Source organism: Aeoliella fuhlenseeensis, from assembly GCF_052161615.1.
GTDB lineage: Bacteria > Planctomycetota > Planctomycetia > Pirellulales > Lacipirellulaceae > Aeoliella.
Window position 1 is genome coordinate 4338764 of record NZ_CP197417.1, and the last position, 19017, is coordinate 4357780.

Here is a 19017-nt window from a genome sequence, read left to right on the forward strand (position 1 = left end):
AAAGCGTCCAAGCGAACGCCGGTACTGAGGCCAATCGCCATCTTTCACCTAGGCACACTAGCGTTCGAGCCGAAAACAACAATCTGCGACTTCGCCTGCCCAACATTTGCCGTACTCCTTGGTAGCCCATTCAGTGGGCATCCGGTATGAAATAGAGGATTGATTAGTGACCCACTCTCCGAACCCTTCGCTCGATACTCTGGCATCAGCCAGCGCCCGTCGGCGACTGCTGCCCGAGTCGCCGACGAGCGTTCCGGCTAGAGCACGCAATCACATGTCTCGCCGACCCAGTTGCCGGCGACTCGCCACAATGCATCCGCAAGTGGCAATGCAGCCGAGCACCACACTGGACGGCTCTGGAACAGGAATCTGATAGGTGTCGTAAATCTTGACGTCGGCGATGACTCCATCGAAGTCGCCGCCAAAGCTTCGCTGGCGACCAATCATCCAGCTTTGCGTGGTCGAGAAGGAACCGGTGGACACGCCAGTGCTGACAATCTCTCCATTAATGAACATGTCGAACCGCGCGCCTTCGCGAGCGATACCCACGGTATGCCACTGACCATCCGCGACAAACAGATCCGCACCCAACACAGGGGCCAACACTGCGCCACCGTTATGAAACCACATCAAATCGCCTGAGGCGTTCACCTGAAGTCCAGCTCGACCCGCTTGCGCGTTGTTATTCGAGAAGATGTTAGAATTGTTAACCGCCGAGGTAGTCTTCATGACAATCTGCAGCGAGAAGTCACCCGTTGCCGGAATCGCGTCGTTGCTATTGGTAAAGACGCCGGTGATGCCCGTCGCCTCCGTCAGGTCGTACGCCGTGCCGAACCCCGCCGGTCCGGGGGCACCCACAACTCCGGTCAAGTCGGCACCTGCTACCGCTCCAAATAGACGCCCTCCGGTTGAGTTCCCAGTGGAATCGACTACCTCTCCGGCCGATCCACTGATGTCAACGGGCAATGAAAGCTCATCGAGAGCCCAGTGGCGAATTAGTGCGGCTTCGCATGCCCCGTCGGTGATGCACACCAACACGAGCAATGCGAAACAGTACGTACTGCCGATCCTCTGCACACAAGAACCCACACGTTCAATATTCATTAGAACCACTCCGCTATAGATGAGAGCACAAGCTGTCAATACCGTAGCGCAGCACCAACAACCGACAAGAGCTGCGATACAACAACACACCACCTAAGCGCGCAGCATCCTTGGCGCGCGAACTGTCACATTGCATCGCATGAATAAGCGATGCCGTAGATCATTCCACGAAGCAGTGACTCGAAACGGCCACGATGAACTTAACCTTCAGGTAGACGAAGGATCTTGACGCTCCAGCTGCTCAAGTGCCGCGCGTACAGATTCACTGAGCTCTAAGGAAAAGCCCGCCTCCGGGCGCAAACGATGATCTTGAACTTGATCTATGTACGCCAAGGTTTCCACCTTGGATTGCGTAATGTGCTTGAGCATCCAATCAGCAGCAACGTCGCCATCGCCCGATTCAAGGGCCGCGACGATTTTCTCGTGATAATCGCAAGCTCCGTGAACTACGGTGGAATCATGACGTCGTCGGCGAATTCGAAATATTTGAGATACCGCTCGCGAGTCCTGTACTACCTTGAGTATTCGCGAATTGGCTGCTGCGCGAACCACAAGTGTATGAAACGCCATATCGGCCGCGAGGAACTCACGCAGAAGCTGACCATCAATCAACTGCTGGTCGCTGCCCTCGCACTTGACGGCCAGCTCGCGAGTGGCATGGCACAGCACTCGCAACTGCTCAATCTGAGAAGTCGTGATACGACCAGCCGCCTCCCGAGCTGCATAAGGTTCGATCGCTTCGCGCAGACCGTAGATCTCCACAATGTCTTGTCGAGTAATCTCACGTACGATGGTCCCGTATCGCGGCACCTGCTCTAGCAACCCCTCCAACGCCAGTTGTCGCACCGCATCTGCTACGGGAGTACGACTAATCCCCAATTCTTCAGCCAGCTTCTTTTCTGAAAGCACAGCGCCAGCGGCCAACTTGCCTGTGACAAGCTGCTGATGCAGATGACGATAAGCCTGTGCGGTCAGATTGGAGGCGGCAGCGGACATAGGGTCGACATCCCGATGGTTTGAAAAGCCACTGGAATTCCAGCGACATGCAGCTTAAAGGCTAGGAGACACCAAGTCAATCGATTTCACCCTAAAAAGTGAAAAATCGCTTTAATTGTTCCCCGGTGTATTGGCCCAGCGATATTTAGTTCAGTGTCTTGTGCATCGGAAATCGGAGGCTCAACTTGACGAAATCCGTGGCCACGGGCTAGATCACAGCCACGACCGCGGCCTTGCCGCGTGAGCATTCGCATAAAACACGCTATCCGCGCGCAGCGATAGCGCAACCTCACCCAACGGATAGATTTAGGCAACGCGCTTTAGCGCGATGATCGGCAGATGCCCTCCGCTGTATGCGTCACGCCACGCGCTGAAGCGAGACGAAGTCTTGCAGCGTGCCACACGGTAGCCCACACGATCGACTCACGCAGCGCGATAGTAATGCTTCAGCAACCCGCCCAAGCGGGACTCGCATTCTACCTTGCCCGCCACCATCGGTGGCGGCTCCACTTTGGCGATCACCTGATTCTCCAGCCCCTGATGCGGCCGGCACTCGTGGTAGTACCGCACGACCTCCCGCACTAGATAATTGAAGTGCTTCTCCTCGAACACCAAGAAGTGGTCGAGGCACTCCTGCTTGATGGTCTGAACGAACCGCTCGATGTAGGCGTTTTCGTTGGGGGCGCGGATTGCCGTGGGCCGGACTATGGCTCCATGTTTCCTTACGACGTTGTCCAACCCTATCTTGTAGTTCGTATCGTTGTCACGCATGACTAACTTGCATTCAAGGCCTTCGGCTTTGACATGCTCGAAGAACGCCTCGGTTTGCACCTTCATCCAGCCGCCTCGTAACCGAGACGTGCACGGGGAGACAATGACCCTTCGTGTCGCGACGTTGATAAACGCCAATACAAACACCTGCCGAAACCCCGTTCGGGTGAGAATCTTCTTACTGAAAAAGTCGCACTGCCAAAGGGTTTCGGCGTGGGCCTTGAGGAACCGATCCCAGCTTCCCTCGCCCCGTTTAGGGCCTGGATCGTGACCGTTGGCCCTTAAGATGTTCTGCACCGTGGTCTTCGACGGTGGGGTGAGCCCTAACTTCTTGAGTTCCCCCATGATCCTTGTGTAGCCCCAGCCCGTTTCACGGGCTATTTTCAGGATCAGCTCTCGAATCTCTTCGCTGGTCTTGGGTCGTCCCATCTTCTTAACCGGTACCTGCCGCTTAGCATCGCGTTTCCACTGCAGGTACGTGTCGTACCTGACGATCGTCATGAGATGCTTCACCTTGCTCCCGATGGCGGCGCCCAGCTTGAGTAGCAGTTTCCGCTCGCAGGGCTTTAATCTTAGCTGCTGTTTGGCCAAACGGCTCCGCAAGATCTGGTTCTCCGCCTTTAGGAACTCAATGTGGCGTATGAGTTCATTTCTGGCGCACTTGGCCAACACAAACAGGAGGGGCTGGAAGATTCGCGACATGACGATAGAATCCGGCTGGTTTCCGAGCATTTAGAAGAGGTGCGAGACTTTTTGTACCCCGCCGAACGCCCAGTTGGAACGCAATTCGGGGCAGCCGATTCGATTTCGGTGAGGCCTCAAGCGCCACAACCGGCAACGCTTGCCTAGCTTCTTGCGCTCGCGCGCGAAGGGCGCGCGAGCGCTGAAAACTCGCGCAAGCTGTTAACCAACAGCGATTTATTCCGAAGAGCGTTCGGATCGAGAAGGGACACCGAAAGGGACTCGGAATCGCTAAGTCCCTTGCTCTACAAGAGTTCCGTGTTTGCGCTCGCGCGAGTATTGTTACGAAGAGGGTCCTTTACGGGGAGGGAGCTTGGTATGGCTAAGACACTGCTGGCTTGCTTCATGGTGGCGGGCAGTGACGACGCCGTCGCTTGCTTCCAAGGTGCCGCTAACAGTCGCGGTCGATAAACCAGCAGTGGCACCCGTGCAGGACACGTAAACCCTAAGGCAAGTCCCTACAATCGCACGTCGAACGTTCAGTCAGGGTGGCTCATAGCAAGCTAGAATTGTGAGCGGCTCGCTCGGGTGCCACTGCTGGTTTATCGAGCGGAGCCATTTCATGGGTGTCGAGGCTCGCATCCGCTCGTTATTCATCGCCGGCCCGAAGTGGACCAGCAGTGCCGGCCTCGAAGCACATCGGGAGCTTGGTGGGGCTAAGACACTGCTGGCTTGCTTCATCGTGGCGGACGGTGACGACGCCGTAGCTTGCTTCCAAGGTGCCGGTGATAGTCTCGGTCGATAAACCAGCAGTGGCACACGGGCAGGACACCCAAACCCTCAGGCATGTCCCCGGAATCGCATGTCGAACGTTCGGTCAGGGTGGCTCGCAGCGTGCTAGATTTGTGAGTGGCTCGCACTCGGTATTGCGCCGAGCCGTTGACCTTTACATCGGTTGCGCCGCGCCTAAGCTCCTTTTTGTAGCGACTTTGCGGATGAAGTACGCGCTTCTCATCACTGGCGTTCTGGCCGGGCTAGCGCTCGCGGTTCCCGATCTGGTGGTGCTTGGGTATGTCCTGCTGATCGTGCCGGGATTAATCCTCACAGTCGCCCCTACCGTTTTTGTCTACCTGGCGCTGACGGCGATTATACGGCGGCTGCTTCCCATCTCCTCCCCGATGCGAGCCACTGGGGCGGCATTCGCTATCGCGCTGCTACTGGGATGGGCTGTCATGCAGCCGTTTCGATGGTCGGCAATGGCCGAGTACCACGCCAGCGAGCTGCCCGATGTGCTACCGGGTCAGGCCATCGAACTTGACGGGCATGTCCGTTTGGAAAGGCCCGATGAACGGAGAGATCCTGAATGCGACTACTTGTGCCTCGCGGTGCTCGATTCGCCTCGTGTGAAAAGCTTGACCACGGTCACCGCTGGGCGCCGCACGCCACCTGAAGTCCAGCCCAGCGCAGCCTACGCGCTAGTTTCCGCTAAGGCCGATCCAGCACCAAGCATGTTCCCGAGTGAGCCGGGGGAGATCGTTCGCGAGTACCTGCCGCTGATCAAGGCGAACCGTGGACAGATGCTGTTCGCTGCAGCCAAAGCAGTGGAAGCGAGTTGGATCCTGCGGCTGGCCGGACCGGAGCAACTGCGAGGGGTGAATCCCGTGGAAGCGGAGGGGGCCGACTGGATCATCCGCGTTGAAAGCCCATCGAATACCGGTACTTCCACTTTGCGACGGGTCACGATTCTCGACTCGAACGGAATCGTTCAGTTTCGCCAGAGTTATCGTAAGCAGGCCGTCCCGGCTCGCATGCTTTATATTGGCTTTCAGGCCTACATGGGGGGCGGAACCGTCTCGGCGTCGTTCCATGTTGGTCGGCAGATCTTGGAATCGGGCGAGCGCTGGCTGGAGCCGGAATCCGCGTTGCTACAAGCGATCAAGTTTCCGGTTCCACCCTGTCAGGCAGAGGTCGTTGAACTGCTGCGAGAGCAAACCGTGCAAGCGCTTGACGACCCCACAGCGACGACCGCCCGTCTAGAACTGGCACGCGGATACCTTGGTTTGTTTTTCTTCGATGCAAAAGCAGATGATTATGAGTTGATCGCGCGGATCGTGGCGGATGATCGCGTTAGGGACATTGATGCACAGCTCGAAAACATCTTCGCAAAGGACAACACGCCGGTCGCGATGGTGGGTGCCTTTGTGACGCGGATTGGCATGGACCACACTTCGCCGAGCCTGCGTCATAGTTTGGGTGAGCGCCTGGCGAGTATGCCACCTGGGACGTTTGCCAATCCAGACTCGAAGTACCTCGCGATTTGGAACTCTCCTGAGATCTATCAGCAATCGGCACCACTGATCGCAACCTTGGCTGACCTTGGTCCCGAGCGTGCGATGCCACTGCTCGATGAGATGCTTGATACGGCGATTGAGCAGCCACATTGGAGGGATCGACGCCCGATGATGAAAGGCATCCGAGCGGCACTCGTTCGTTTGGGTCCGCAGGCGTCGGCCGCGGTGCCGCGGATACGCGAACTGTTTCTACGTCGCCCATCGCCAATCATGGATAACGCCGGCGACGCCGATGCGTGGCGTTTTGCACTCGCCAGGATGGGTGTCGCGCTCGAGGACATGCCCGTCTTCCCCAGTCAATCGCCTCGCACTGTGGAAGAGAACCAACGCCGAGTAGCCGCCCAGCTTCGGCGGTATGACCTCAACCACGCCCCGAAAGAAGGAATATGATCGGCAATTTGCTCTTCTTTCTGGTTAGCTCCAGCCTGCCTATCGCATTGGTGGGCGTGATGATGAAGCTCAACGCCCGGCGGTGGACCCGCTTGGCCCAGGCGTACCCCGCCGCCGATGCCGCCGAGTGTTTTGGCACGCGGACAATGCAGACGGTGATTCTGGTTGGTGGCGATAGCGGGTGGAACTCGTACAAGGGAATCGTGACCGTCGGCGTGACACCAGCGGGTATTTTGCTACGAGTGATGCGCCCCTTTTCTATTTTTCACCCGCCGCTTCTGATCCCGTTTCGCGACTGCCAATGTGAGCCAAGGCGTTGGTACCTGATCAAATCCGTTCAGTACACGTTGCGTCGCGTGCGTAACGTGCAGTTGATTGTCTACGCAGACTTGCAGGAGTGGATTGTATCGCAAGCCGGCGGCCTCGCGAGCGCACAGGCCGACGCACGTACCGCTAATGAGAGGTTCGCAGGGATGCGGACTACTGGGTGATTCGCAATGGCCGCCCCGCAGCGGCCGGTGGGAATCTTGCTGATCATGATCTCCATTCAGATGATCCAGGACGGCATCGAAGTTCGCCTGCGACTGCATGGTGCCGGTGCCAGTGGAGGTGGAAGCGGAGTAACGTCACGCTGGTGCGGTGAACGGCACGCAGGGCCGCAGCGGTTACTCTGTCAGGAAGTCTGGGCACAGCGGAGCTTCGTAGGAGCAGCCATAGCACGACGGACCTCCGATCTAGTAGGATGCTCGCAGGAGTGAGTGCGAACGTCGTTCGCTTTCACGTCGTTGACTGGGAATGCGGTGCATCGCATGTGACTTCCAGTCTAATATTCGCCGTGACGTTTGCGATTCGCAAAGTGCCTTATGGACAGTGCTGAGACAAGTTCCTTCCAAATCTGGGTGGATGCCGATGCTTGCCCGGCGGCGATTAAGGAGATTATCTATCGAACGGCCCGCCGGCTTCAGTTGCAGGTGACGCTGGTTGCCAATCAGTCGATGTATGTTCCTCGCAGTAAACGGATCCGGCTGATTACGGTGCCCGAAGGGGCGGATGTCGCTGACGACCGAATCGTGGAGATGCTTGCACCGGGAGACGTGGTGATTACGGGCGACATTCCGCTTGCGGCTCGCGTCGTGGACAAGTCTGCGATTGCCATCGGCGTTCGCGGTGAGCTGCTCGACGAGAACAGCGTGCATGACCGACTGGCATCACGCGACTTGATGGAGCAATTCCGCTCGGCAGGTGTCGATACCCGTGGCCCCAGTCCGCTGACGCAGAAGGACATTCAAGCGTTCGCCAATCAGTTGGATCGAACGCTGACGCGACGCCTTAAGCAAAGTTAGAGCCGGGTTCACGCTAAGCGGTCGGGATTCATGAGCGCCGAAAATCGGGCTCGGAGAGCCCTCCCACAGTTTATTCGCTGCCCAACGATCCATGAATTCGCCGTTGGTATCAAGAGACTGGCATTAGGAATCCCCAATGGGCTGCCAGCGCATCAGCGGCCTCTTCGCAATCGGCGATGTCACCCCATGGCCCATTCCGTAGGTATGCGTGGGCGAATTCGTGCGCGATGACGTAGTAAGCAAATGCTTCGTCGCAGTCGGAGAGTCGTGGTCTCAGCACCACGCTGCGACTACTAATACCACCCTCTCCTGAAACGGCCATGAATACCATTGAGCCCTCACCCGGCGCGTAGTTGTCTAGCAAGACGTTGAAACAAGTATCGGTCAAGAAATCCTGCTGAACTTCTGCCGGCAATGCACGGAGCACATGCAATACTCGTTGCCTCAGCGGCTGGAGATGCTCGAATGCTTCAAGGTAGGAGGAGAACATTGGGTACGCGATCGAGTCGTAGGGAGAGCGAAGTGGCGGAGTTACGTATGCAAGCTGACGAGAAACTGCCCGCCAGTGGAAGTAATTTGGCTGTGCAAGTTCAAGTTCGGGGCCAGGCGCGACATACGGTCGACCAGCCAGGCGGCGGTCTCTTCGGCATCTTGTTTTGTCGGACAACGAGCCATCGCTTCGCGGCCACCCTTGCGCTCCAACCGCTCGGCCGTTGCAATGAGCGGGGCTGGGTCGACGACAATCAAATGATCTGGCCACGCGACTACAGGATCGTTGGCCCCTTTACCCGTGTTGCAGCCCTTGTGGGCCAGTCGCGGCGGCAGGAGATCTGCCTTGCCTTGCTTCTTCATGCTCTTCGCCCGAGCCTTGGTAAGCCGTGTATCGACGCTCGCGCTGCGTGGATCATGAGGCGGGATATTGCGGTCGACTGGCTGGTCGCAAAGCCAGCAACGCCAGCCATCGGCTTCGCCTATGTCTTCAAGCTGTCCCATCTGCAACCCTATTTTCCAAATGAAGTGGCTTTCAGGTAAGGGAAGTAACGAACTAGTGAATGCTCAAAGATGGACGGGAACCGTACGCATTTGCTCGTTCTCCAACGGAGCAGGCGGCGGATCGAGCAGCGGAATGGCTTGGTTCTCCCCATGTAGTTTGAGAACACGCGACTTGAATTCACGCGTCACCTTCATCAACACGTCCCGCTCTGAACTGCTGGTGGCCGTGATCTCGCCCGCGAGGTTGGCCACTCTGCCGCTAATGGTACCGTCTGCCATTTTGCAAACGTACACGATGCAGGCAAACACGGGCACATTGGGTTTTGAGTTACCAGTGATTCCTAGTGGATTTGGGCTGTCCGATTGGGAGTTCCGCGAACTCGATTGCGTATTCATACCTACCCTTAATCTATCCAGAGGCGTGATTGCTTCCATGCTATTTAATCGTAATGCAGATCTCGGTGTGCAATGTCTCCGCATCTTTGGATAAGCGGGCCCGCCAGAGTTGACTTAGCATGGTCAATATGGGCGATAATACAGACTTTTCGAAAGTATTGCACGGCACCGGTATACCGGGAGAACGGACTAAGAAGCAGGAGCAGCATGTAAATCTCGTGAACAACGCTAAGCAAGAACAAGTACGGACATCGCCGAATCCGAACTGTTTTGGTTGATCTTCGCGATTGCGATTGTGCTTTTTGTACTGGTCCATCACATCACCACGAGGCCCGTGATCGGATAGGCAAGAAGGAGGAAAAAAGAACCAGCATTCGTCCACCCCCAAGCTCGATCGGTTCAAGCGATTGCTGGCCGCCCGTCAGAAAGACGACGTCCAGGAGATTACCACCGTCGAGGACACTTCTCCGTGGATCTTCCTGCCGATACCCGACGTTCGTTGGCCGGAGATGATCCTCTACGCGATGTCCGCCGTTCATGCGGCCGAGCAACTCGACCACCGGGATCCGAACTCTCACCTTCAGACAAACCGCCAGGGTTCACTTACTATTTGGTAAAAGGAAGCCGGGGGCTGGGGGTCTAAAACGCTACTGGTCCAGGGGCGGGGCGACGGCGAGTAAAGGGGGGTATTCGTTCGGTTGCACCGTGGGCGAGTGGTAACGACTAAGAGCCATCAGTGCGCCCAGCAACGGCCGGAGGGCCTGCGTCCTTCCGCTTTTATAGGGGGTGGCGAGAAATTATTGAGAATTTCGGAGTTTCGTGAGGGGAATTCTCGCGGGATGCGTCATGTGTAGGTAACAGGTGGTACAAATTAGTCTTTTAGGTGGCTCGTCTTTAGCTTGTCGTCATGTTGAATTCCGAGGAATTCCTGGATCTGCTTGCGCAGCACGAGTCGCAAATTATGGCGCTCTTGTGGGCGATTTCGCCTAGCAGCGACGTTGCCGAGGATCTTTTCCAGCAGACGGTTCTGACGATGTGGCAGAAGATCGATACGTTCGAAGCGGGGAGCAACTTCCCGGCGTGGGCGTGTTCGATCGCGCGGCTCAAAAGTCTAGAGTATGCCCGCAATCGGCGGCGGCTTCTGTTTGATAACGACATCGTCGCGCAGCTCGCGGACGAGTACGGGTCGGAAGAGAACGAGCTGCGGCTGGCGCGGCGGCGGGAGTTAGTGAATTGCCTGCGGCTGTTGCGCAGCAAGGACCAGGACCTAGTGCAGTCGTGTTACCAGGGCGACCAGACGATCAATCAGGCGGCCGCCGAGATTGGGCGGACGGCCAAGAGCGTTTATCAGGCCTTGGCACGGATTCGCAAGACGCTGCACCGCTGCGTGCAGTCGAAGCTCGCGCAGGAGGAACACGGTAATGCCTGACCCTCGACTGACGCCCGACGATCGCCTGCACCTGTTCGAAAAAGTGGTGGTGGGCGAACTCACGCCCAGCGAGCAAGCAAAGCTTGCCAAGCTGCTGAAGGAGTCGCCCGCAGCCCGCGCGGAGTTTCGGCAGTACATGAGCCTGCACGTGGAGCTCGCGGGTGCGGTGCGGCTGGAGCGGGCGCGACAGAATATTTACGACGAGATTCGCGAGCGGGCGAGCGTTGTTTCTAACGACACTTCGAGTGATACCTCGCGTATCGATTCGCCTATGCAAGAACCCGTGTCGATGCCGCGGCCATCGCGTGGCTCGCGGGTGACTTGGTTGCCGGCGATCATCGCGGCGGGGTTGGCGGCGGCGGTGCTGGTGATGGTAAATCGCGGGCCGATTGACCCCGAGCCGGCAGTAAACACACCGATCGCTCAACGGGCACAAGAGACCGAAGAGCCGGCGAGCATGGCTGGTTCGCGTTCGAAGCGTCCCGCGCCGGTGGCGACGTTGGCCTCCACGCGCAACGCCGTGTGGAGCGGCAAGCCGCTCGCCGATGGGCAGGCGATGAACGAAGGACAGACGATCACACTCAAGAGTGGCGAGGCGAACGTGAGCATGGGCTACGGCGCCGAGATGGTGCTGCACGGGCCGAGCTCGCTGAAGTTCCTGACGCTCGACCGGGTGCAGTTGATTGAGGGAGACGTCGCCGTGCAAGTGGCGAAGTGGGCTCGAGGGTTTACGGTGGTGACCGACTCGATGGAAGTGGTGGATCTGGGGACAACCTTCACCGTGAGCGCCCAGTCAAACGGCGACGACCAAACGCGAGTGATCAGCGGCCTGGTGCGAGTACATCCGAAGCAAGCGGCGAAGAGTTCGCGGCGTGGGCTGCTGGTGAAGGAAGGCGAATCGATGGCCGTGGACCGCGAGGGGCACGTTCGTGCGATTCCGGTGACGGCCGAGCAGTTGGCCAAGTCGTTCAACTTCCCGACGACGCCCCCTTACAAGCCAGTGGCGCTGCACAACAGCGGGTTCGATTTGTCGGAAGGGGACGAAGACCCGCACTGGCGAGTGATCGCTGGTCCCGAGAAAGAGACGCAGTGGCCGGTGTACGCCTCGGTCTGCCCGGCGCACGTGCAGTACCTGCCGAACGACCGCGAGATGTCGCAATGGATTTCGATTGCTGATTGGATGGAGTGCGAGGCGACGAGCGTCTACACGTTTCAGACGACGTTCGACTTGGATGGCTACGACCTGTCGACGATCCAATTGTTTGGGCGCTTCCTGGCCGACAACGGCATTCAGGACGTGCGGGTAAACGGTGTTTCGGTGGAAGTGAAATCGTGGCGTGACAATGAACTGCACCAGTTGTTCGGCGACCAGGAGTTTCGCTACGTCAACGTGACGAATGGGCTGAAGCAACGCTGGAACACCATTGAGATTGACGTCTTCAACGGTACCTTCATGGCAGCGAATCGCGCCTTGGAAGGGGTGCCGAACCCGATGGCCCTCCGCGTGGAGTGGTATGCGTTTGGTCGGCAAACGGAACAGAGTGTCGAGGATAAGTCCTCGACGAAAGCGCGTGAAGCGCATGACAGCGGTAATTCTTTCGTAGCGGTGGAAAACAGGCTCGAGCCCAATAACTAGACCGGTTCAACGGCTCGCGGCACTGCGACTCTCCGTATCAACAAAAAGCTTGTTTTCTGGCGCGGCTAGAGATGCGCGCCTAGGTCGACCTATTCAAGCCGCCCCACGGGTTGGGGCGCGCACTTTGGGAGAACAACTGATGTCTCGATTGCTGGCGGTTGGATCGATCACTTTGCTGCTGCTTCTCGCAAGCCACGCGGATGCGGTGACTCTTTATCAAGACAGCTTCAACGGCAGCGGCGGGGCAAGCCTAAATGGTGCCGCGCCGGACGTGTCGCTGGGCGGGGCAAACTGGGCGTCGGGCGTGCATCTGCTGGACAACGGTGTGCAAGATGGTACGGGCCGGTTCACGGCGCTGTTGCCCTTCACGCCCGAGCCGGGGAATGTCTACACCCTTTCGTCGACCTTCAGTGTGCCCGCTGGTACCACGAACAACTGGCTGGGCGTTGGGTTTACGGAGTTGCTCGCACCCGCGAACACGGGGCTCGACAACCGTTGGCTGGATGACAGCAATGCCTCGCGGGCCGCACTGTGGGCGCTTGCACGCACGACGGGAAGTTCGCAAAAGGACCAAACTTTCACAGGCTTCGCTGGTGGCGCGAGTGGCGTGGCCGGCGCTATCGATTCGAGCACGGCGGCCGCTACGTCGGTAGTTATTACGCTTGATACGACGAACCCCGATTGGAACGTGACGTGGGATTTCAATGGCGATGGCGTCGATCGCACCGAGACGATCACCGTGGCCCAGCGTCCGAACATCAACTTTGTCGGCTTCTCGTCGACCGACACTGCCGGCATCGCCCAGATTACGAACTTCCAAGTCGAAGGCGGGACCCCCTCGCCGCGCTGGACCGCGACGGGAGGTGGCAGCTTCGACACGGCTTCGAGTTGGCTGCTCAACACGGTGCCGACGAATAGCGCAGTATTTGGTCCCTCGATCACAGCGGCCGCGACGGTGACGCTGGATACGCCCAAGTCGCTCAATTACCTCACGTTCCGCGACTCGGATGGCTACACGCTTAGTGGGCCATCGACTCTCACCATGACTGGCGGTGCCGAGATCGAAGCGACCGTTGGTACGCAAGCCCTTAGCACTCAGGTCGCCGGCACGAATGGGCTGACTAAGACCGGGGCGGGGACGCTGCTGCTGACCAACGCAGCCAACAATTACACTGGCAACACGAACATCCGCCGCGGGACGCTCGCTGTCACGGCGCTGGGCGCGCTCAACCAAGCGTCTGGCACCATTGATGTTGCGACGGGGGCGGTGATGCAGTTCACGGGCAACGGCCTGGGGGCGGGGGCAAGTGGCAACCTGACCGAAGTGATCACGGGCAACGGAGCCGTGCGGTTCACGGGAGCCGATCCGACCGTCGCCGGCTCGCTCGGGCTGACGACTGAAGTGATTACTGCGAGCGGTGACAACGGCGGATTCACTGGAAACATTGACATCGGTGGTGGCACCATCGTGGTGACCAACCCGCAGTTCTTTGGCACGTCCGACCTTACCGACCAACGTGACACCCGCGTGGAAGGTGGTCAGCTCACCGGCACCATGGTTTTGAGCGGCATCAACGTGGCCAGCGAGCGACTGGAACTTGCGGGTCGCCAGCCGAGCAACTTGGATCCGCACGTTTCGAGCACCGGCAACAGCACATGGGGTGGCCCCATCGTCGGCATCACTGGCGGATCAGAGTTCAGCATCGAGTCGCAAGCCGGCAGCAACTTGACGCTCTCGGGAAATATCACACTGCCAGACTCCGGCGACCGGAACCTTAATCTCAGCGGTGCCGGCAATGGTCGCCTGACCGGTGCGATCGTAGACCGCACGCTCGCCCCCGCCGATGGTTCGGAGGCGGCCAACGTCAATCTCGTGAAAAGTGGCACCGGGACCTGGACTATCGCCACGGTGCCGCCCGGATCGAGCACCGAGCCACCGACCTCGCCCCGCGACGCGTACCACCAAGGCCGCACGATCGTCGAGCAGGGTACGCTAGCCGTCGAGGCGAGCCTCGACGAATCGTCGACCAACAATGCGGGCGAGCTTTGGAGCCGGACGATCGAAGTTCGTCAGGGTGCAACGTTCAACGTCAGCGACTTCCAATCGACTTACTCACTCCAAGTGATCAATGACCCCGACGGAACGCTCTCGACGGGCGATGAAACAGGGCAGGAACTCGCCGGAGCGGGCACACTACAAATTGGTGCGGGGAAGACGATCGCTGCGTACGACGATTCGAGCATCTCTCCTGGCGACAACGGTCGGGGCACGCTCACCATCAATGGCAACCTCTCGTATAGCAGCTTCACCGCCGTCGGAACGGGCCGCCTCAACTTCCAGCTCGGCAACACAACTGCGGGAGGAGACAGCGATCTGCTAAGTGTCTCGGGCACCGCGGCGTTCAATCAAGGAACCGCAAGCGATCGCATTCATGTGAACGTTTCGCCGGTAGAGGGCACACTCGCAGCGGGCGACTACACGCTGGTACAAGCTACCGGCGGCGTGAGTGGAAGTGCCACCGGCGGTGCGGCATCGACCGCGTTCACCGCAACGCTCCGCGACGCCATGGGGAACGACATCACCGCGGGTGCGAGCCAGACGTTCTCCGTGAACACCACGGGCAACGCCGTGCGGCTGAATGTCGCGGGCGCGACCCGCAATCTAAATTGGGCCGGCACTGCCGGAAATGCTTGGGACGTCGAGGCCACCAATAACTGGACCGGCGGCGCAACGCAGTTCAGCCACCTCGACAACGTGACGTTTGGTAACGTCGCGAACAAGAGCGTTACCGTGAGTTCCAACGTGGCACCCGGCAGCGTGGCCTTCAATGGCGGGGCCGGTAGCACCTACACACTGACGGGCAGCGGTGGCCTCACGGGTTTCGGTCCAGTGGACGTGACCTCGGGTACTGTCCAGCTTCGCAACAAGGGCAATTTCTACGCCGGCACCACGACGGTCGCCAGCGGTGCTCGCCTAGAGATGGTGCCCGCGACGGTCGGCAGCGTGGTGCTGAATGGCACGTTATCCCTGGCTTCGGGCGCGAGTGTCACGATCGTCGACGACTTCAACACGCCGGGTCTTGGTGAGTACACCTTTACTAAGGGCCTCGACCAAGGAGCGGGGACGACGAACATTTCGTTCTCCGACGTCTCGGGTACTATCGCTGCAACCTCGACGGGAACGACGGGTGCCGAGCAGATGATGGGCCTGCGTCCCGTGGCGCTCAATCAAGGAATCGAGCTTCTGATCGACGTGGCCTCCGCGACGCGAATCAATAACGGCCGCGAGATGGGTATTGTCGTCGGTGAAACCCAGGTTGGGCTCGGGAACGTCGCCGGCGATGTTCGCAATCAGGCCGACCACGTGTTCATCTCGATCAACGGCACCGGCATCATCAACAGCCGCGGCTTCGTTGGTGGAACCGAAATCGCCACAGGCAACTACACGGGTCGCACGTTCGACACGCTGTTCATCAAGCGACTCGACAATAACAACATGGAGCTGGGCTTCTACAACAACGGCGCTCGGACCGTGCTGCGTACGGTGACGGTTCCCGCCTCGGAACTTAACCTCTACAACAACCTGGGTGTCTACGCCGACCTGCGTAACGACGGCGGCGGTTGGACGGGTCTCGACAATCTGCGTTTGGCCGATGTTGGTGGTGCCGGTCCGGTGAACGTGAATGGCGACTTTACGATGTCGGCGACCGGAACGCTTGAGCTTAGCCTGACGACCGCAGGCTTCACGCCGCTGGCGGTCACGGGAGCAGCAACGCTTAGTGGTTTGCTGGATGTCTCTTTGGGTGCCGGGTTCACGCCGTTCGATGGCCAGCAGTTTACGCTGCTCACGGCGACGGGTGGCATCACCGGCGAGTTCTCTTCGCTCGACTTGCCCAGCCGGTTCTCGGCCTCGATTGTCAACGCGACGAGTTTGGTGCTTACCTACGCCCTGGGTCTCGATGGCGACTTCAATGGCGATGGGATGGTGAACCTCGCCGACTACACGGTATGGCGTGACAACCTGGGTGCCACCGAGGGCGAGTTGCTCGCCGGAAATGGCAACGGCGGTGTGATCGACGCCAGCGACTATCAACTGTGGAAGTCCAACTTCGGTGCCACATCGGGTGCAGGCACGATTGCCGCCGGAAGTTCGAACGTACCCGAGCCGGGCTCGATGATTCTTCTCGCCGGCCTCGCGGTCGGTGGGGTTTGTGTGCTGCGTCGCCGTGGGATGGGGCAGCGTCCCACGGCTTGACGCAGCCAGATGTTGTCAGTGCGTTTCTCTTCGACTTCTCTTGTTTAGCCTCTATGGGAGTACGGACTAATGAAAAGACTCATGAAGACGATGGTGGCCACGGTGGTCACAAGTTGCTTCGCCCTGTCGGCGAACGCGGCTCTTTTGTTCAGCGACAGCTTCGATCATGCGAACACTACGAACTACGATACGACAAACCCTCAGGACGCATCGCAAGGTGGATCGCTGGCGAGTGCGATTGAATTCCGCTCGTCCAAGCGAGCCCTCGCCATCGCTGGTAATCAACTGTCGATGGTCACGGGCGGAACCACCTCGACTCACGCCCGAGGACGCTTTCACGATCAGGCAATTCTTGGCAGCCGCTACAACTTCGCGCCGGCACTCGCGGCGCTCGGGAGTGCAGGCTCGATGACGGTGAGCTTCGACTACAACATCACCGCGGCACTCGGCGGCGACCGTTGGATGGGTTTTTCGTTCGGCACGGATGACAACGTCTCGGGCGAGCCCAATACACGAATCAACGATGTGAACACCGACCTCGGCATCATTATCAAAGCCGCGGGCGATGTGCAGTACTTCAACAACGGCGTAGCGACAACGTTAGCCGCTGCCCACGCGGAGACCGGAACGGCAGTCCCCGTTGCAATTCGGATTTCCTACGACAGCTTGCTCGAAGGAGGCAACATCACGCTCCAATCGATCAAGATCGGAGCGACTGAAGTTCTGGACTCGCCGGTGACTGGTTTCAACTGGGAGTCGAACGGCGTCGTACCGGTGGGTGCGATCCATTTGGAACTGGAGAACCGCAACGGTTCGAACTTTATCGACAACTTTGCCATCAACGCCGTCGGGGTGCCCGAACCGGCAACCTGGCTGCTAGGACTCGCGAGTGCCACGGCTGTGGGATGGATCCGCTGCCGTCGACCGCGCGTCACGCGCGAGCAGTCTCAACAACCCTAACTTTACTTGTTTGCTTGTTGGGCGGCGGTGGGTCGAACCCGCCGCCCCCCTTCCCTACCCCAACGCAGCCCCCAGAGTCGCAGGCCCCGCCCGCGAAGGATCGTTTGGCCGGTTGTTACGCATTAGGAGTTTTCGCCATGAAATCGCGCCCTACCGCATTCACGTTGGTCGAACTGTTGGTGGTGATCGCCATCATCGGAATCTTGGTCGCGCTGCTGCTGCCTGCCGTGCAAGCGGCCCGCGAGGCAGCGCGGCGTATGCAGTGCACCAACCACCTCAAGCAGCTTTCGCTCGCGGCGCTCAATTACGAGAGTACCAAGAAGGAACTACCCGCCGCGCGATTGGGTTGCGACAGCGAAGCGGCCTGTGCCGACATGCCTAACACGGGCAGCATCGCCGCGAACACCAAGCTACGTTCGCAAGGAGCGAGCGTGTTCGTGCAGTTGCTGCCTTTCATGGAGCAACAAGCTTTGTACGACGCACTGAATGTCGAGAACGTGACGCTTTGGGGTTTCGACAACTACTGGTTGTCGGATCCAAGAGTGATGGCGGCGGTCGCCACGCCGATTGATGCCCTGAAATGCCCGAGTGACGGCACCATGCTACCCTACTCGCAGTTCGTTCATGCCCACGCAACCACCGACGCCCTGAGGGCCGCGACCAGCAGCTACGCGGGGGTGGCGGGCGACGTGGGACCACCAAACGGCAACGACGTGCTGGGTCGACTCGATCCTCGCGGCAAGATCTACGATCTCAAATACAACAACACGGGCGTGTTCTTCTACCACCGCAACATCAAGCTGCGAGAGATCACGGACGGTACCAGCAATACGCTGTTCTTTGGCGAAACTATCGATGGTCACGCTCGGCCAGCCGAAGACGGCACTAGCGATCTTCTGGCCAGTAACATCTGGACGAACGGAAACCGCTGCAATTCGTCGATGCGGACTACCAAAAATCCGCTTAACTCTATTCCCGAAGTCGCCGAATCGCTCAAAGAAAACAACGGGGGCCAGCGGACCCACGGCGGGTTCAACAGCCGGCACCCCGGCGGTGCGAATTTCGCCAAGGGCGATGGCAGCGTCGACTATTTGACCGACGATGTCGATCCGAAGTTGTACCGCGCTCAGTCCACTCGTTCGGCTAGCGCCGACGACTACGCCAGCTCGGTGCCCAGTGGTCCTGGCCCTCGCTAAACTTGCCCTTCCTAACTTCTACGCTGAGTTTCGTCATGGTTCGAAGTGCGTTTGTTCCCGCGGTGTTTACAGCCGCGTTGATGCTGATAGGTTTCACCGGCTGCGGTGGTAGTCACCCTGGGATCGTGCCCGTCAAGGGAAAAGTGACGATCGATGGTAAGCCCGTGACCACCGGTCAGGTGTACGTGTACGCCGAAGGCCAACGTCCGGCGACCGGGAAAATCCAACAGGACGGCACGTTTCAACTTTCGAGTTTTGCTTTCAACGACGGTGCACCTACGGGTACGCACCTCGCCACGGTCTCGGCCGTCGAAGGCGTCGACGACCGAACGAACCGCTGGCACGCCCCCAAGAAGTACGCCAGCGAGACGAGCTCGGAGCTGTGGGTGACCATCGATGGCCCTACCGACGATCTGAACATTGAGCTCACTTGGAACGGCAGCGGCCAATCGGCCCCGTACGTCGACAAGTTTTGATTGAGGCTCGGCACCGCGGTGGCTAGAAGCTGCCTGAAGG

19 protein-coding genes are annotated in these 19017 nt (G+C 59.0%); 12 read left to right on the forward strand and 7 right to left on the reverse strand.

Annotated features, from left to right (window positions below):
* Positions 1 to 270: 270 nt before the first annotated feature.
* The 3 genes from SH292x_RS16920 to SH292x_RS16930 form a co-directional block, all read right to left on the reverse strand.
* Positions 271 to 1104 (reverse strand): LamG-like jellyroll fold domain-containing protein, encoded by an 834-nt coding sequence (locus tag SH292x_RS16920; protein ID WP_442482192.1) that lies wholly within the window; start codon positions 1102 to 1104, stop codon positions 271 to 273.
* A gap of 207 nt (positions 1105 to 1311) precedes the next feature.
* On the reverse strand, positions 1312 to 2100 hold the full coding sequence (locus SH292x_RS16925) for a GntR family transcriptional regulator (RefSeq protein ID WP_442482193.1): 789 nt from the start codon (positions 2098 to 2100) through the stop codon (positions 1312 to 1314).
* Positions 2101 to 2523: 423 nt separating this feature from the next.
* The gene (locus tag SH292x_RS16930; RefSeq protein ID WP_442482194.1) at positions 2524 to 3372 is read right to left on the reverse strand and encodes an integrase core domain-containing protein; all 849 of its coding nucleotides are present in this window, start codon (positions 3370 to 3372) and stop codon (positions 2524 to 2526) included.
* Positions 3373 to 4123: 751 nt separating this feature from the next.
* On the opposite strand from SH292x_RS16930, the gene SH292x_RS16935 reads away from it, so the two are divergent.
* The 5 genes from SH292x_RS16935 to SH292x_RS16955 all read left to right on the forward strand — a co-directional run bounded on the left by SH292x_RS16935 (position 4124) and on the right by SH292x_RS16955 (position 7636).
* Complete coding sequence (locus SH292x_RS16935; RefSeq protein ID WP_442482195.1) at positions 4124 to 4357, forward strand: hypothetical protein; 234 nt, start codon at positions 4124 to 4126, stop codon at positions 4355 to 4357.
* Positions 4358 to 4547: 190 nt separating this feature from the next.
* Positions 4548 to 6293 carry a hypothetical protein gene (locus SH292x_RS16940; protein WP_442482196.1) on the forward strand — a complete coding sequence of 582 codons (1746 nt, stop codon included), beginning with the start codon at positions 4548 to 4550 and terminating at the stop codon, positions 6291 to 6293.
* A complete protein-coding gene (locus SH292x_RS16945; protein ID WP_442482197.1) occupies positions 6290 to 6784 on the forward strand; it encodes a hypothetical protein in 495 nt (164 codons plus the stop codon). The genes SH292x_RS16940 and SH292x_RS16945 overlap by 4 nt, the downstream gene beginning before the upstream one ends.
* A gap of 6 nt (positions 6785 to 6790) precedes the next feature.
* Entirely contained in the window at positions 6791 to 7051 is a 261-nt protein-coding gene (locus SH292x_RS16950; RefSeq protein ID WP_442482198.1) for a hypothetical protein, read from the forward strand.
* 105 nt (positions 7052 to 7156) lie between these two features.
* Positions 7157 to 7636, forward strand: a complete 480-nt coding sequence (locus SH292x_RS16955; RefSeq protein ID WP_442482199.1) for a YaiI/YqxD family protein — start codon at positions 7157 to 7159, stop codon at positions 7634 to 7636.
* A 109-nt stretch (positions 7637 to 7745) separates the two neighbouring features.
* On the opposite strand, the gene SH292x_RS16960 is transcribed toward SH292x_RS16955, so the two are convergent.
* From SH292x_RS16960 to SH292x_RS16975, 4 genes are all read right to left on the reverse strand, one after another.
* Positions 7746 to 8126: an ImmA/IrrE family metallo-endopeptidase gene (locus SH292x_RS16960; RefSeq protein ID WP_442482200.1), complete on the reverse strand. Its 381-nt coding sequence runs from the start codon at positions 8124 to 8126 to the stop codon at positions 7746 to 7748.
* 41 nt (positions 8127 to 8167) lie between these two features.
* Positions 8168 to 8629, reverse strand: a complete 462-nt coding sequence (locus tag SH292x_RS16965; protein WP_442482201.1) for a hypothetical protein — start codon at positions 8627 to 8629, stop codon at positions 8168 to 8170.
* A gap of 63 nt (positions 8630 to 8692) precedes the next feature.
* A complete protein-coding gene (locus SH292x_RS16970) occupies positions 8693 to 8908 on the reverse strand; it encodes a hypothetical protein (protein ID WP_442482202.1) in 216 nt (71 codons plus the stop codon).
* Positions 8909 to 9069: 161 nt separating this feature from the next.
* Positions 9070 to 9234: a GTP-binding protein gene (locus SH292x_RS16975; protein WP_442482203.1), complete on the reverse strand. Its 165-nt coding sequence runs from the start codon at positions 9232 to 9234 to the stop codon at positions 9070 to 9072.
* A 198-nt stretch (positions 9235 to 9432) separates the two neighbouring features.
* On the opposite strand from SH292x_RS16975, the gene SH292x_RS16980 reads away from it, so the two are divergent.
* The 7 genes from SH292x_RS16980 (at position 9433) to SH292x_RS17010 (ending at position 18977) form a co-directional block, all read left to right on the forward strand.
* On the forward strand, positions 9433 to 9642 hold the full coding sequence (locus SH292x_RS16980) for a hypothetical protein (RefSeq protein ID WP_442482204.1): 210 nt from the start codon (positions 9433 to 9435) through the stop codon (positions 9640 to 9642).
* Positions 9643 to 9932: 290 nt separating this feature from the next.
* Complete coding sequence (locus tag SH292x_RS16985) at positions 9933 to 10454, forward strand: sigma-70 family RNA polymerase sigma factor (protein WP_442482205.1); 522 nt, start codon at positions 9933 to 9935, stop codon at positions 10452 to 10454.
* Positions 10447 to 12090 (forward strand): hypothetical protein, encoded by a 1644-nt coding sequence (locus SH292x_RS16990; protein ID WP_442482206.1) that lies wholly within the window; start codon positions 10447 to 10449, stop codon positions 12088 to 12090. The genes SH292x_RS16985 and SH292x_RS16990 overlap by 8 nt, the downstream gene beginning before the upstream one ends.
* Positions 12091 to 12229: 139 nt before the next feature.
* Positions 12230 to 16345, forward strand: coding sequence for a beta strand repeat-containing protein (locus SH292x_RS16995; protein WP_442482207.1), 4116 nt, complete (start codon positions 12230 to 12232; stop codon positions 16343 to 16345).
* A 69-nt stretch (positions 16346 to 16414) separates the two neighbouring features.
* The gene (locus tag SH292x_RS17000; RefSeq protein ID WP_442482208.1) at positions 16415 to 17305 is read left to right on the forward strand and encodes a hypothetical protein; all 891 of its coding nucleotides are present in this window, start codon (positions 16415 to 16417) and stop codon (positions 17303 to 17305) included.
* A 137-nt stretch (positions 17306 to 17442) separates the two neighbouring features.
* Positions 17443 to 18501 (forward strand): DUF1559 family PulG-like putative transporter, encoded by a 1059-nt coding sequence (locus tag SH292x_RS17005; protein WP_442482209.1) that lies wholly within the window; start codon positions 17443 to 17445, stop codon positions 18499 to 18501.
* Between the two features lie 35 nt (positions 18502 to 18536).
* Complete coding sequence (locus tag SH292x_RS17010; RefSeq protein ID WP_442482210.1) at positions 18537 to 18977, forward strand: hypothetical protein; 441 nt, start codon at positions 18537 to 18539, stop codon at positions 18975 to 18977.
* Positions 18978 to 19017: the final 40 nt, after the last annotated feature.